Source organism: Dolichospermum sp. FACHB-1091, from assembly GCF_014697585.1.
Taxonomy (GTDB): domain Bacteria; phylum Cyanobacteriota; class Cyanobacteriia; order Cyanobacteriales; family Nostocaceae; genus Dolichospermum.
In genome coordinates this window covers 115,000-129,870 of record NZ_JACJSB010000005.1, presented here as the reverse complement: position 1 = coordinate 129,870, position 14,871 = coordinate 115,000, and the positions used below count along the sequence as shown (strand labels likewise).

The window sequence follows — 14,871 nt, the reverse complement described above, 5'->3', positions numbered from 1 at the left end:
TTTCTTTACTCCACTTCACCATCAAAAAGAGAAATCCAGTACCGTTGCATCCCCGCTGTACCTGTGCAGAATAGTAATTTCCCTAATAAGTCTATAGCTAGTTCATCTAATTTATCGTCAGAATTTAATGCTAGTACACCAGAGCGACGGGAATTCATCCGACTTTTAAAATGCGCTCTAAACCTTTCTAGGTAATTAGCTAATCTTAAGTTTTGTTCTGGGGGAATCTGCTTTTGGGCTAATTGCTGGTATATAGTTAGCAGTTGGCGGATGGTAACTGTTAACCGTCTAGCAATGTAGCAAGCAATGACTACTAAGGCTTTGGCTTCTAAAATATCTAAAGGGCGGCGACTATGCGCTCTTCGCATGGGGTTAGAAGTTCGCATCCTCCATAAGTTTACCCGATTTTTGATAATTCCTTTCAGGTCTAATTCTTCAGCCAAGGACAAAATGGCTTCAGAACCGCCCACTTCTAAGGCTTCAATGGCTAGTAAAATTAGGTCTATTTCCAACCTAGTTTGGGCTGGACATACCTGCCCAGCGATCGCTGGATCTGGTAAAGTATCCAAAATCTGATGTATTCCCGGAGCATTTGGGCTGTTTATGTCTACAGGGGTAAGATTAGCGGCGACATTCATTCTATAAAATACCTTCAAATACTTTATGCGTTTTCAATCAAGTTATTAAGTTCCTCCCAATGCACATCGCTGGGGCGATATGACAGTTCAATTGTATACATTACGACCTATTAATTTTTGCTTTTTACTTTTGACTTGACGGCCGTACTAGTATCCAGGCTATGCCATTATAGGATAAGATATCTTTTGATTTTCAGAAAAATTTCTTTCTCTTCTCCTTTGTCTGTGTTGTGACTATTCTTCTTTGACCTATATGGATCTAAAATCGCTAATTCGTGATATACCAGATTTTCCTAAACCGGGAATTTTATTTCGGGATATCACCACTTTGTTAAGTAACCCCGATGGATTACGTTATACTATTGACTTCTTAAGCACAAAATGCTCTGAACTGGAACTTCAGGTGGACTACATTATCGGTATGGAGTCCCGGGGATTTATTTTTGGTGCACCTGTGGCCTATAGGTTAGGCGCTGGTTTTATTCCCGTTCGTAAAAAAGGAAAGTTACCTGCAGCAGTTCACGCCATTGAATATCAGCTGGAGTATGGTACAGATGTCTTGGAAGTACATCAGGATGCTTTGCGTCCCGGTAGCAAGGTTTTGATTGTAGATGATTTAATTGCTACAGGTGGAACTGCCAGTGCAACAGCAAAGTTAGTACAAAAGATTGACTGCGAACTTGTCGGCTTTGGATTTATCATTGAATTACGGGATTTACAAGGTCGGAAAAATTTACCTGATGTCCCGATTATCTCACTAGTTGAATATTAACAAAAAATAATTGACAATGGTAATCTGAGATGACCAGTACAAAAATTTCCCTGGAAACGAGTCGAAACTGGCTAATCAAGCTGGTTACTAGTGAAACCTTTATTTATATAATCAAACGGCTTTTACAGGCACTATTAACGATTTTTTTAGCGTCGGCTTTGTCCTTTTTTATTATGAAGTTATCTCCGGGGGATTTTGTAGACAACCTGCGACAAGATCCAAAAATTTCCCCACAACGGATTGAAGAATATAGGATAGAATATGGTTTAGATAAATCTTGGCCAGAACAGTTTGGATTTTGGTTAAAGCAAATTGTGACTAGAGGTAATTTTGGCACAAGCTTTGTTTATAAACGTTCTGTATCATCGCTGTTATGGGAACGAGTACCAGCAACTTTATTTTTAGCGATCGCTTCTTTGATTATAACATGGGCGATCGCTATTCCTTTAGGAATTCTCGCTGCTGTGCAACAAAATCGTATAACTGACCAGATTTTACAGATGGTCAGTTATACCGGTCAAGGTATTCCGAGTTTTATCACTGTCTTATTTTTGCTTTTCTTTGCCCAAATGACTACTCCACTTTTTCCGGTGGGTAATATGACTAGTATTGATCATGCAGATCTAACATGGTTAAGTAAAATTATGGATATAGCTTGGCATTCAGTTTTGCCATTAATTGCTTTAAGTATTACCAGCTTTGCTGGTTTACAACGCATTATGCGTGGTCAATTATTGGACGTTTTGCGTCAAGACTATATTCAAACCGCACGCGCTAAAGGACTACCAGAAAATCGCGTTATTTATGTTCATGCTTTGCGAAATGCTATTAACCCCTTAATTACGTTGTTGGGTTTTGAATTAGCAGGTTTGTTAAGTGGTGCATTTATTACGGAAAATTTCTTTAACTGGCCAGGTTTAGGAAAATTAACCCTACAAGCAGTTTTAGCTAAAGATCAATATTTAGTCATGGCGAGTTTGGTCATGAGTGCCGTATTATTAATTACTGGTAACTTAATCGCTGACTTAATTTTAAAAGCTGCCGATCCTCGAATTAAATTAGAAGATTTAAATTAGTAAATGGTAGGTTATCGGTTCTGATACTCACTAGACCCCTAGAGGTAAAGACTGTCCGGGCTTGAAGTATCTGTAGGACTTATAATCCTTAACCATAGAACGTCTCTAAAATTTTTACTTTTACAGGAGATGTCTATTATTTTCTAGGACTTACCCATTGACAGGATCAACCAAATATGGGGTATAGAAACCCTGACGGGATGTTTTTGACACTGCGATCGCTAAAAAATGTAAACTGGACATTTGTAGTTCTAATCACACAGAAAGTTTAATTAGTGGAAAATGCCATAGCAGGTAGATAATTGATCTCAAAAACAAGTGATGGGAAAATCAGGATTTGTACCTGTTAAAGCCAGATGAGTAATTGAAAGATCAAATTCCTGGATGGAAAGATGTAAAAGTTTGTCAAAAATTTTGAAAGAACCCTTGAAAATGCTACAACTAAGCTCAATCTTTCGAGAAAATGTGTATTTAGTGATGTAAATTTATGCCTATAACTCCTAATGAATATGCTGTTTTCCTGTTTTTAGAAGGTGGACATCGAGAAGAGGTGCGTTTTTCTACTATTCAAGAATTTCAAAAGTGGTACAGTGGTGAACTTGTGCCAAAATCTACTTCTAACGATTTTATGAGCGTACCGATTAAGAATATTCAGGGAGAATATATGATGGTGCGGCCGTCTAAAATTGCGGGGATTAGGGTAGAACCTGTTTTTAATTCGAGTATGGAAAGATGATGAAAAAAAACCTGACTTTATTTGCTTTCACTCTGGGAATTGCTTTTATAAATCCATTTTCGTCAGTTTTAGCCCAAATTCCGATTCCACAGCCGATAGAAGTCCCTCCGGCTACTCCCGAAACACCACCCGCAGGTTTACCACCGCTACAAAAGGTGGATATAGATACTGTTTGTACCCCTCAAAATTGCTTGGGTTGGGACGAACAACTTTGGGGTCAACAGGGGGATAAACAAGCACTAATAACTGCAATAGATAACAGTTTACGTTATCTGCAAAGCAATAGAGCGATCGCAGCCTATCAAGCTTACCCAATTACAGAAATTACTTTAGATCGGGTACGTCGGAGTTTGGTAAGATTTCGGGAAGTGGTAATTAGTTCTCAGTCAGCAGCAGAATTACAGGCCGCTGTGCGTCGGGAGTTTGTCTTTTATCAGTCCATAGGCAATGATAATAAAGGGACTGTGAAATTCACAGCTTATTATGAACCTGTGTATACTGCTAGTCGAGTCAGGACTTCTGTATATAAGTATCCTCTCTATCGTCTACCCAAGGACTTTCAGAAATGGCCCAAACCCCACCCGAAACGGATTGATTTGGAAGGGAAAAATGGTTTACTAGGTAATAGAAGCAGGTTAAAGGGTTTAGAAATTCTCTGGTTTAGTAATCGTTTAGAACCATACATGATTCATATCCAAGGTTCTGCCCAAATTAGATTAACTAATGGCCAAAGAACATCTGTTGGTTATGCTGGAGGAACGGATTATCCCTGGACGAGTATCGGTAAAGAATTGGCAAAAGATGGTAAACTACCCCTGAGCGGCCTAACTATGCCCAAATTAATTAGTTATTTCCGGGAAAATCCCAGACAGTTAAGCAATTATTTACCGCGTTGGGAAAGGTTTGTTTTCTTTGCGGAAACTAACGGTAGACCTGCTACGGGTAGTCTTATCATACCTGTAACCGCTGAACGTTCTATTGCTACGGACAAAGATATCATGCCTCCGGGAGCATTGGCACTAATTGTCAATTCCTTTCCCTACCCTAATAATCGTGGCAAGTTGGAATCTCGTCTAGTGAACCGTTTTGTTTTAGATCAGGATACCGGTAGTGCAATTAAAGGACCAGGAAGAGTTGATTATTTTATGGGTTCTGGTCAATTAGCCGGCGATCGCGCTGGTATTTCTGGCGGTAATGGTTTACTATTTTATTTATTACTAAAAGAGTAAGCAATAGCCAAGAGGCAAGAGAAAAACTTTATTTTCTGCCTCTTGGGGATGGTATGTCAATCTTTACTTAATAAGGTGGATAATCAAGTTCATCATCATCTGCATAAACATAGGAATTACTAATACCAGCCATTTCCGCTTTAGAACTTTCTGGTTTAACTACTTCCTTGCCAAATTCTTTGTATTCTTCAAAAGCTTTATGAATTATTTCCGATTCTGGGGAATCTGAAGCAATCATATAATCTGTAAAGGTTGCGACTGTAGGATGTTTATAATCTACAGTTGAAGCCACTAAAGCTGTATTTGGTTCAATTCCTCTTTCTTCTGCTTCAATTATCGGGCAATAAATTCCATGGGCATGAAATAAGGGACCTTTGGGAGTCACTGGTTTCTTTTGAAAACCAGCATAAGCTTTTTCTAATTCTCCCGCAAAACCGCCTGTAATTCTCCCCTGTTGATATTCAGCGTAATTTTTCCCAAAACTAGCACAAGCTGAACCACTCAGAGTTAATTGTAATGGTGATTGGTGCAAAAACTTTTTATCTTCACCGACTAAAAAAATTATATGGCGGGTAAAGGTTTTAAATTTCAGTTTATCCGCTAAAAAAGCATCGTAATTATCTTTAAAAGTTCCTAATTTAATTCCCGTTTCTCTGTCTTTCACAGATAACGGACCACGACGGACTATAACTAGTCTGGGCGTAGTTGTCAGAAATACCGTATTTACTTCTCCAGAACTAAATGTGTGCTGTATCTCTTGCCAATTATCATCGGGTTTGAAACCAACAGCTTGGGCATTATCCAACTTAATCGCTAAACCATAACTTTGTAAACCCTCTTCACCATAGCGAGGACTGATCATTTGACACCAAGGGATTACTTGGGACGGTGGGGCGTTAAATTTTTCGTCTTCAAAGTCGAACTTCGCAGATGCTTTCATGATTTTAGAATATCAAAGTGTTTAATTTTATAATTCTATCTTTTGTACCATATTTTGTACCATCTATAGGAATCCTGCTTGATTCCTGAACTTGTTTACCTTGGGAGGGAACTCTTAGCAGAGAATAAGTCATCGCAGGCTATCAAAAATCAAACAGGAGTCCTACATAAGATATTAGAGGATGTTTGAAAAGCATTAAAAGGGATAAGTAAGTCGGAAAAACCCAACACTCTTCCCTCCCCTCTTGGGAAAGGTTCTTGATAAAATTTTTGACTTTACACTGTGAAATCACATAAAATGGCAAACTTTCTTGTTTTCTGTTATTTTTAAACGATAGGGTTCTGTCCAGGTAGCGTCCCGTAGAGATATAAAACAAGGGAGTGCTACTGAAATTTTATTTCAAAATCCTCCACCCATTTGACAGATTTTGATCCAGATCTATTTGCGTGGGGATATTTGGGTGATAATTAAGAATTAACAATTATTTATGCCAGTTACTACTCAACAATTAACTCAGTGGAAACAACAGGGACGGCCGATTGTTGCGTTAACGGCCTGGGATTATACTATCGCTCAACTTTTAGATATATCCGGTGTAGACTTGGTTCTAGTAGGTGATTCTTTGGCGGTAATCCTTGGTTATGAAACTACGTTACCAATAACTTTAGAGGAAATGATCCATCACGCTAAAGCCGTCCGTCGTGGTGTGAAAAACGCACTAGTTGTAGTGGATTTACCATTTTTGACTTATCAAGAAAGTATGTCTCAAGCCATGCACTCTGCGGGTAGGGTGCTAAAAGAAACAGGAGCGCAAGCAGTAAAATTAGAAGGTGGCTATCCCGCAATGGTAGAAACGATTGTTCATTTAGTTCAATCTGGGATTCCTGTTCTGGGTCATGTCGGTTTAACACCTCAGTCAATACATCAGTTAGGATTGCGACAACAGGGAAAAACCCGGGAAGAGGGAGACAGAATTTTTAATGAAGCGATCGCTCTCGAAAAAGCTGGTGTTTTTGCTATAGTATTAGAACATATTCCCGCCCACTTGGCACTGCAAATTACTCAAAAACTTCGTATTCCCACTATTGGTATCGGTGCAGGTTATGATTGTGATGGTCAAGTATTAGTAACTTCTGATATTTTGGGACTTTCGGAAAAACACCCACCATTCGCCAAAGTTTATACAAACTTACGAGAAACAATTGGCAAAGCTGTACAAGATTACGCTGTGGAAGTGCGAGAACGACAGTTTCCAAAATAGACTTGTTCACCAATAATAAATCTTACTGTAAGTAAGTCAGCACCATGTAACCAATATATGTTTAATCTGTACTGCATTTAATTTGTATAATTATAGCGGACAGGATGCCAGCACCGCAATATCTAGCCATATTAGAATTGTACAATTTAGCTGCGTAACAGCTTAGTACAGCTTAGTTTTGTAAAAAATCTGAAATGACCTGTTTGTAAGGCATCTAACTTTTCATTTTATTTATTCAAGGAGTAAGTGCTGTGAATCAAATACAGTTAGCCTTAGTTATTGCCTATTTGCTGATGACAGTATATTTTTTCACTAACTGGTTAAATTTTTGCCTCCGTCACCCAACATCTTCTCCAGAGGATAAATTTTTATCCTTTATGATGTTTATCATCACTACTATCTTATGGCCTGTAGCTATCGTTACCTCTTGCTTAGAAGTAGTTAAAAAAGGCAAATTAGAATTTACTGTTCTATTTCCTGTACTTTTAGCAATATTCGCTTTTGGTATTTCCTACTATTTAAGTTCAGTACATGAAGATTGGCTGTGTTATCATGATTTATGGATGTCACCATTTAAACCATACGAGTTTGACAACCAATGGTTAATTCTAGTCTTATTGCTACACTCTATGTGAACCCTGCTACAGGAAAGGATAGTAATACTGGTTCTCGTCTCAATCCCTTGAAAAGTATTACCTGCGCCCTAAAACAAGCAAAAACATCCACAATTATTCAGTTGGCCAATGGAACTTATGGAACAGCAAATGGAGAGGTATTTCCCTTAGTCATTCCACCGGGGGTATTGGTAGTAGGGAATGAAGCCAATAAAGGTCAGGAAATTATCATTTCTGGCAGTGGGGAATATCAAAGCTCTAGTTTCGGGTTACAGAATATCACTTTACTATTGCGAGGTGATGCCAGTCTCTTAGGTGTAACCGTGATTAATACCATGGACAAAGGTACTGGTGTTTGGATTGAATCATCAGTTCCTACGGTAGCTAATAGTACATTTAAGAACTGTGCTAGAGAAGGAATATTTACTACTGGCAATGCTAAACCGGGCATTATAGATAATTTATTTATTAATAATCAATTCAGTGGGTTAGTCATAGCTAGGAATAGTAAAGGGGAAGTGCTGCGGAATTTATTTCAAAACAACACTTTAGGTATAGCCATTAACGATTTTGCAGCCCCTTTATTGGCAAATAATAAACTTTCGGAAAATGGGATAGCGATCGCCCTTGCTCGTGATGCTAGACCCGTATTACGACGAAATCTGATTGTCGGTAATACCCAAGGAGGTTTATTAGTCAATGGTAATGCCGTTCCCGATTTAGGAAATCCCCAAGATCCTGCTGACAACATTTTTCGGGAACAGGGGAAATTCGATTTACAAAATGTTACAAATCAAAAAATCATCTCCGTTGGTAATCAGTTAAATCCTGCCCGGGTGATGGGATTAATAGACTTCATAACTGCTACTGTTGATACCCCCAGTCAAATAGGAGTTAGTAGCAGCTTTGCCGATTTAGAAGGACATTGGTCTGTTGCTTTTGTGGAGGCATTGGTTAGCAAAGGTTTTATTAGCGGTTTTCCCGATGGGACTTTTCAACCAGCCACACCGATTAACCGCGCTCAATATGCGGCTGTGATCACTAAGACATTCCAACTTCCTCAGAGTAAGCAACTAGATAGATTCAAAGATGTCAAATCCAACTTTTGGGCGGCCAAAGCCATAGCCAGTGCTGCTGAGAACGGCTTTTTGACAGGGTTTCCCGATGGAACCTTTAGGCCAGAAAATAATTTAACAAAAATTCAAGCTTTAGTCTCCATTGTCAACGGTTTAAAATTGAGTGGTGGTAATCCTAACGTCTTAATGGTATACCGCGATCGCGCCCAAATTCCCAGTTATGCCACCAAGCCCGCTACCGTAGCCACCCAAAAATTATTAGTGGTGAATTATCCTCAACCAGATCAATTAGAACCTCTGCGGGAAATTACCCGTGCCGAAGTAGCCGCCCTAATTTACCAGGCATTAGTGGCCATAGGCCAAGAAAATCCCCTCCCCTGTTCCTATATTGTCAAACCAGAGACAGAGATTCCTTCCTTCTCCGATATTATCGGACATTGGGCAGAACCATTTATTCGAGCATTAGTTAGTATGAACTTAACTCAAGGTTTTGCCGATGGGACCTACCAACCAGATCAAGCTATGACCCGCGCCCAATACACGGCTGTAATTGCTACCGCCTTTAACCCCCCACGCAAACGCCCTAGCCCGGAATTTACAGACATACCCAAGGATTTTTGGGCGGCTAAAGCTATTGAAATAGCAGCCAGAGGTGGTTTTGTCGGCGGATTTAGCGATCGCACCTTCCGTCCCAATCAAAAAGTTCAACGGCTACAAATCATCGTCTCCTTGGTCAATGGACTGGGACTCTCGGCAACTGACCAGAAAAGCTTAACCTACAGCGACCATGATAAAATTCCCGAATATGCGCGAACAGCGGTTACCATAGCTACTCAGCAAAAAATCATTGTTAATTATCCAGATCCCAATTTACTTGCACCTACGAGGGAAGCTACTCGTGCTGAAGTTGCCGCCATGGTCTATCAGGCATTAGTAGCTAGTCAACGCACAAAAGTTATCAATTCACCTTATATTGTTTTGCAAATTAGCAATTGACAAGTAGAATAGAAAACACTGCCTATCAATTTTGCCGCTGGTGAAAAACCACTCATGTAGCTAAAATTACGTTAGGCTAGATGCGATGGGTCAAATGTTTATACCTGTTGCCTGCAATTTATAGCCCATGTTAACAACATCCCCCGTTACTCAAACTTTTGCGGCGCCTGCCGAATTAGCAGCTAAATTATTAACTCACTATAGCTTTGATCTGAATGGATATAATGCTAGTGAGTTAATTGACCGCTGGCAAGTAGAATATCCCATTCATTGGTTACACCTGGCGGTAATTGAGGCTTTGTATCAAGGTCGTTATAAGGCTATATCTGTACAGCAAATCTTGACCTTTTGGCGGCGAAAGGGAGAGACAACGTATCATTTTAACATGGAATTTGAGCGCATGATTTGTAGCAAATTCCCTGAACGTCTCACTTCCCCCTCCTTACCAGTTTTACCACCAGCTAAACAGGAGATCAGGACTGAAAAATATAAACATCCTCAATTATTACCAGCTAATCTGAGCTATAAGTACCAAATAAATAATAGTTTACCGACATCAGCAGAAAACTGGGATTCTGAGGCAGAAAATGTTGCCCCTATATCTCCTGGTTTTGAATTAACGACAGTAGTAAGTCAACAGGACATTATTGAGGACATTTCACCTCACCCAGTACAACAGCTTATGCCGCCAGCAACAGTTAATCATCCTCCCATTGGACAGTTTACTCCCCAAAAGAGCGATCGCACCGAATCCTTTACTTCCAAACTCAAAGCCCTCACCAGTGAAAACTTGGAGTTGGTATTTTATTGACATACTCACCGGGCTGAAGCCTCGATGATTCTTGACGCTTTATAGACTGACGCAACCACACTGAATTGACCGGATTTTTAAATCAAGTTTGCCCCATTTGTATCCACACTCGGAGGAAATTTCACTTGTTGGTTCCCATCTACTAATAACACGAAATGTCCTACCAAACTTCTGCGATTTAGCTTCACATTTGGACAGTTGTCCGTTTTTACTAATTACCCATTACTTCCCAGGCTCAATAAAGACTGTGAAACCTTTGCTCTTGAAGATGTTGACTATTTTGCTGGCCTTTTCTCGATTACTAAATACTCCCACTTGCACCACCCTCACTCTGCCACCGGGCCAAGCTTTAGAAAAAGCACCAGCAGCCAGAGAACTAACTAAATCCTGTTGTTGTTGATTTTCAACTACCACTAGCACCCGGTAATAAGTATTTTTTGCAGTAGATGTATAACTTTGGGGAGATGAATTGCGAAGATTTTCCCGTGTTCCGGCTTGAGGGGCAACAAATTCAATAGCGCCTGAGTCAAGTCCCACAGAATTAAATTGGGGTGAATTAGAGTTCTTTGGTAATTCTGGTAGTCGAGTGTTAGGCGGATTTCTAATCATTAAAGGTGTTATAGTTCTTTGAGGAGGAGAATTTCGGGCTTTAGGTGCGCTTGTACCTTGAATATCTACTTTACCGCTAATGCGATTACTAACCAAATTGTTCCCAGCGGCAGAAACTAGCAATTTAGCAGTTTTTGCGTTGATATCATAACGACCATTATTCCGAAATACATTTTTCCCTGGATCATAATTAGTACCTAAATCTGGTCTACCTTGGGCAATAACTACTAGACCATCTTCTTTGTTACCTTGAATAAAATTATTCCTGAATAGTGGTGTAGCATTTGCTTGGACAATAATACCCGATCTGTTTTCCTGAATTTGGTTAGCTACTACTACCGGAGCAGCATTTTGGGCAATGTTAATCCCAAAACCAGTTTGTTGAAAGACATTTTCCCTGATTTCCGGGCGAGCATTCCCAGAAATAGTTATACCATTAGCACCATTGGCAACAAAATAATTTTTGCTAATACTAGCCGTACTATCACCTGTGACAGCAATTCCATCTTGAGTATTATTAGTAAAGGTATTTTCCCGAACTATAATATTATTCGATTCAATCCATAACCCATAACCACGATTATTGGAGTTAGTCACGGTGACACCAGTTAAACTAGTTTGGTTAGTGCCGACAATAGCAACATTTTGACCGCCAAAACTGCGACTAAGGTATTCACCACCTCCAATAATTGTCACAGTTTTGCCTTTATTACTCATATCCCCTTGAATGGCTACACCAGGCTTTAACATTAAAGGAAATATTTCGCCAGTTTTGGTACTATATGTACCAGGAGAGAGGATAATTAAAGTGTTAGCCTTTGATCTTTCTAAGGCTTGACTAATTGTTTGCCAAGGTGCGCTTTCACTACCATTACCTGTTTTGTCATTTCCTGTACTTGGGTTGACAAAAGACTGGTTAACCTGAGATATTGTTTTCTTGTCTGGCAGTTTTTGTTCTAATCCTGTGGGTATTTGAGCAAGGACGCTATGTAAACTGGTAGTTAAGAGTGTTATACTTGTAAATCCTAAACTAACTGTTAAACTCAAAATTGAGAAACTCACGGAATTATTAGGGGTGTTAACAGATTTTTCTGGAATTATCATTTCTATAAGACTCCTGTAAAACACATACTAAGCATAGTATATCAACTGCTACTGCTATACAATCAATTTTTATACTATTAATTCATAGTAGTATATCCACGATGTTACTTGTACCTTGACATAATTAGTTAGCAAATATTTAATCATCAAACATAATGAATCAGGCTGGCTATTACGATGAATAGCAATAAAAATGAGGTTGCTGTAATGGGTTCAAACCACAGCCACACGCAGCAAACTGTTTATCGCATTTTAGATGCTAATTTAGATCGCGCTCGTGAGGGTTTGCGAATTATTGAAGAATGGTGTCGCTTTGGTTTAAATAATTCCCAGTTTTCAAGTATATGTAAACATCTACGTCAAGAGTTGGGAACTTGGCATACAGCAGAAATACGAGCAGCAAGAGATACACCTGGAGATCCGGGAACTGATTTAAGCCACCCCCAAGAGGAAGAAAGGGCTGATATTACATCTCTATTACAGGCTAATTTTTGCCGTGTGCAAGAAGCACTCAGAGTCCTGGAGGAATATGGTAAGCTTTATCACCCTCAAAAGGATATGCAAATGGGAACAGCCTGTAAGCAAATGCGTTATCAGGTTTATACCCTGGAAAGTAATTTGATGGGTTATCAGCGTCATCGTTTATTATGGCGATCGCATTTATATCTGGTAACATCTCCTACAGAGAACTTATTGGCAATTGTGGAAGCGTCTCTTCAAGGTGGATTAACTCTGTTACAATATCGAGAAAAGACCGCTGATGATTCGGTGCGTTTAGAACGGGCTATACAGTTACGGGAGCTATGTCACCATTACGGAGCTTTATTCATTATTAATGATCGGGTGGATTTAGCATTGGCTGTAGATGCTGATGGTGTACATTTGGGACAACAGGATATACCCATTGCTGTGGCTCGTCAATTACTGGGAAATCAGCGTATTATCGGCCGCTCTACCACAAATCCGCAAGAAATGCAAGGAGCAATTACCCAAGGTGCAGATTATATTGGTGTGGGACCTGTGTATGAAACACCAACTAAAGCAGGTAAAGCCGCAGCGGGTTTAGAATATGTTAAGTATGTTTCCCAAAATTGTCAAATTCCCTGGTTTGCAATTGGGGGCATAGATGGGAGTAATCTGAATGATGTCATGAATGCGGGAGCGCAGCGAGTAGCGATAGTGCGATCGCTCATGCAATCGGATCAACCTAGCTTAGTAACGCAGTATTTTCTCTCTCAACTCCATCGAGTCAAATAAAAACGGTTTTATGTCTGATCAAATTAGTCTCCAAGTCAATGGAGAAACTCGCAATTGTTTATCCCCAACTCCTTTACCAGAATTACTTCAACAACTAGGTTTTAATCCTCGTTTAGTTGCGGTAGAATACAACGGTGAAATATTACATCGTCAATTTTGGTCAGAAACTGAAATTAAACATGGTGATTGTTTGGAAATAGTCACCATAGTTGGTGGTGGTTAATTCAACAAACAAGAAGAAGAAGATTCAGGAGAATATAACCAGCGATGATAGTTTTTCCGTTTCGCTAATTCCTTACCTTGACGGCCAAGTTTTTCTCGTAATTGTGAATCTTGACACAAACGATTAAAAGTTTGTAAAACCTCATAACCAGAATTAGGATTTACTAATAAACCATTTTCTTCATGATGAACTGCATCTAAAACACTTCCCAAACGAGGAGCAATTACAGGTTTACCAAAATAACCTGCTTCTAAATAAACTAAACCAAAGTTATCTATAGTATTATCGTCATGATCATCTGAATTTAGCATAGCGAAAATATCACAAGCTGCATAATAACCGGCTAAATCTCGTTCTGGTACATAGCCAGCAAAATGAACCTGTTTAGTGATTCGCAGTCTTTGGGCTTGGGATTTTAGCTGGTTTTCACAAGATCCTGCACCGCAAATAATACAATGAACATCAAAACCAATAGTTAGTAATACAGGAATATTATCTATTACTCGATCAAAGTTTTGATATTTAACCAAATTACCAATAGAAAGAATGACAATTGCTGTTTCTGAGATATTGTAAGTTTGACGAATGCGGTGACGCAAATCATCAATATGACTAAAACTAGTAGGAGTACCAAATCTTTCTGGCCTGACTACCGGATTAATCACATGAGTTGGAGTATCTAAACGAAAAGTATTTCTTAAAGAATTGCGAATATGAGAACTATTACAAACAATTCCATCAGCGCGTTTGAGAGTTAATTTTAATAGCCATTTCCATAAAGGATTAGTAGCTATCCTCAGTAAATCATGATCATGTAAATAGATAAAAAAGCGAATTGGTAAAATATAACTGAGTACCAGCAAAGCCGGGAAATCATAACCATGACACCATTCAATGTAGCGGTAATGATAGCGAAAATATAATTTAATAGCTAGTAAAAAAGCAGCAGTAATATTCAAACCAGATTGGAGAATATTTCCTAACCAGTTATCGCACCAAGCAGGAAAATAAAACCAACGATAAACCGGAAATTGCTGGGATTTATCAAATTTTTTATCTCCAGTACAACCACCAGCTAAGACAATTACCCGGTCTGGATCTTGTAAACAACGATTATAGACATATTCACCAATTACAGCTTCTTGTGGCCGGAATATTCGGGAAATAACTAGGATATCTGGATAAGCTGTTTTATCTCTAACTTGTAACCCTAGTTGCGATATATTTTCCATAATTAAGCCTAATAAATTAACTAGAATTAGGGCGTTATCTTGAATTAAATTCATCAAGATTTATTACTTACTGCTAAATAGCAATCTCAATAAATTGCTAAAAATATCTAACTGGTAATTTCCAGAGATTAGTGATTACAGAAATTGAGATAATCATCTTTGAGAAATTTAACAACAGAAAAGAGGTAGAAATAGGGATTTTTTAATGCTGAATATTAGCAAAAAATTTGCAATTTTAAAGTTAATTAGGTATTGACATTTTTGCTAACTAGTAAAACTCTCACTTTCCAATTAATA

At 38.9% G+C, this 14,871-nt stretch carries 14 protein-coding genes; 10 read left to right on the top strand and 4 right to left on the bottom strand.

Going from position 1 to position 14,871, the window contains the following annotated elements; translation table 11 throughout:
• Positions 1 to 5 precede the first annotated feature (5 nt).
• Positions 6 to 638 (bottom strand): DUF3038 domain-containing protein, encoded by a 633-nt coding sequence (locus tag H6G25_RS05015; RefSeq protein WP_190391523.1) that lies wholly within the window; start codon positions 636 to 638, stop codon positions 6 to 8.
• A 253-nt stretch (positions 639 to 891) separates the two neighbouring features.
• Here H6G25_RS05015 and H6G25_RS05010 point away from each other — a divergent pair, with 253 nt between their 5' ends.
• The 4 genes from H6G25_RS05010 to H6G25_RS04995 all read left to right on the top strand — a co-directional run bounded on the left by H6G25_RS05010 (position 892) and on the right by H6G25_RS04995 (position 4,451).
• A complete protein-coding gene (locus H6G25_RS05010) occupies positions 892 to 1,410 on the top strand; it encodes an adenine phosphoribosyltransferase (protein ID WP_190391522.1) in 519 nt (172 codons plus the stop codon).
• Positions 1,411 to 1,439: 29 nt separating this feature from the next.
• Positions 1,440 to 2,486, top strand: a complete 1,047-nt coding sequence (locus tag H6G25_RS05005) for an ABC transporter permease (RefSeq protein WP_190391521.1) — start codon at positions 1,440 to 1,442, stop codon at positions 2,484 to 2,486.
• 487 nt (positions 2,487 to 2,973) lie between these two features.
• Positions 2,974 to 3,222 carry a hypothetical protein gene (locus tag H6G25_RS05000; RefSeq protein ID WP_190391520.1) on the top strand — a complete coding sequence of 83 codons (249 nt, stop codon included), beginning with the start codon at positions 2,974 to 2,976 and terminating at the stop codon, positions 3,220 to 3,222.
• Complete coding sequence (locus tag H6G25_RS04995; protein ID WP_190391566.1) at positions 3,222 to 4,451, top strand: murein transglycosylase A; 1,230 nt, start codon at positions 3,222 to 3,224, stop codon at positions 4,449 to 4,451. The genes H6G25_RS05000 and H6G25_RS04995 overlap by 1 nt, the downstream gene beginning before the upstream one ends.
• 67 nt (positions 4,452 to 4,518) lie before the next feature.
• On the opposite strand, the gene H6G25_RS04990 is transcribed toward H6G25_RS04995, so the two are convergent.
• Complete coding sequence (locus H6G25_RS04990) at positions 4,519 to 5,391, bottom strand: DUF5895 domain-containing protein (RefSeq protein ID WP_190391519.1); 873 nt, start codon at positions 5,389 to 5,391, stop codon at positions 4,519 to 4,521.
• 487 nt (positions 5,392 to 5,878) lie between these two features.
• Here H6G25_RS04990 and panB point away from each other — a divergent pair, with 487 nt between their 5' ends.
• The 4 genes from panB to H6G25_RS04970 all read left to right on the top strand — a co-directional run bounded on the left by panB (position 5,879) and on the right by H6G25_RS04970 (position 10,149).
• On the top strand, positions 5,879 to 6,652 hold the full coding sequence (gene panB, locus H6G25_RS04985; protein ID WP_190391518.1) for a 3-methyl-2-oxobutanoate hydroxymethyltransferase: 774 nt from the start codon (positions 5,879 to 5,881) through the stop codon (positions 6,650 to 6,652).
• A 251-nt stretch (positions 6,653 to 6,903) separates the two neighbouring features.
• Complete coding sequence (locus tag H6G25_RS04980) at positions 6,904 to 7,287, top strand: hypothetical protein (RefSeq protein WP_190391517.1); 384 nt, start codon at positions 6,904 to 6,906, stop codon at positions 7,285 to 7,287.
• Positions 7,251 to 9,338: an S-layer homology domain-containing protein gene (locus H6G25_RS04975; protein WP_190391516.1), complete on the top strand. Its 2,088-nt coding sequence runs from the start codon at positions 7,251 to 7,253 to the stop codon at positions 9,336 to 9,338. Before H6G25_RS04980 ends, H6G25_RS04975 begins: the two co-directional genes overlap by 37 nt.
• Before the next feature lie 127 nt (positions 9,339 to 9,465).
• Positions 9,466 to 10,149: a hypothetical protein gene (locus H6G25_RS04970; RefSeq protein ID WP_190391515.1), complete on the top strand. Its 684-nt coding sequence runs from the start codon at positions 9,466 to 9,468 to the stop codon at positions 10,147 to 10,149.
• Positions 10,150 to 10,371: 222 nt separating this feature from the next.
• On the opposite strand, the gene H6G25_RS04965 is transcribed toward H6G25_RS04970, so the two are convergent.
• Entirely contained in the window at positions 10,372 to 11,862 is a 1,491-nt protein-coding gene (locus tag H6G25_RS04965; RefSeq protein ID WP_190391514.1) for a DUF1565 domain-containing protein, read from the bottom strand.
• 207 nt (positions 11,863 to 12,069) lie between these two features.
• On the opposite strand from H6G25_RS04965, the gene H6G25_RS04960 reads away from it, so the two are divergent.
• Both H6G25_RS04960 and thiS read left to right on the top strand, forming a co-directional pair.
• The gene (locus H6G25_RS04960; protein ID WP_190391565.1) at positions 12,070 to 13,119 is read left to right on the top strand and encodes a thiamine phosphate synthase; all 1,050 of its coding nucleotides are present in this window, start codon (positions 12,070 to 12,072) and stop codon (positions 13,117 to 13,119) included.
• A 10-nt stretch (positions 13,120 to 13,129) separates the two neighbouring features.
• Positions 13,130 to 13,342 carry a sulfur carrier protein ThiS gene (gene thiS, locus H6G25_RS04955; protein WP_190391513.1) on the top strand — a complete coding sequence of 71 codons (213 nt, stop codon included), beginning with the start codon at positions 13,130 to 13,132 and terminating at the stop codon, positions 13,340 to 13,342.
• On the opposite strand, the gene H6G25_RS04950 is transcribed toward thiS, so the two are convergent.
• Positions 13,339 to 14,574 carry a glycosyltransferase family 4 protein gene (locus H6G25_RS04950; RefSeq protein ID WP_190391564.1) on the bottom strand — a complete coding sequence of 412 codons (1,236 nt, stop codon included), beginning with the start codon at positions 14,572 to 14,574 and terminating at the stop codon, positions 13,339 to 13,341. The two genes, thiS and H6G25_RS04950, sit on opposite strands and share 4 nt — an antisense overlap.
• Positions 14,575 to 14,871 lie beyond the last annotated feature (297 nt).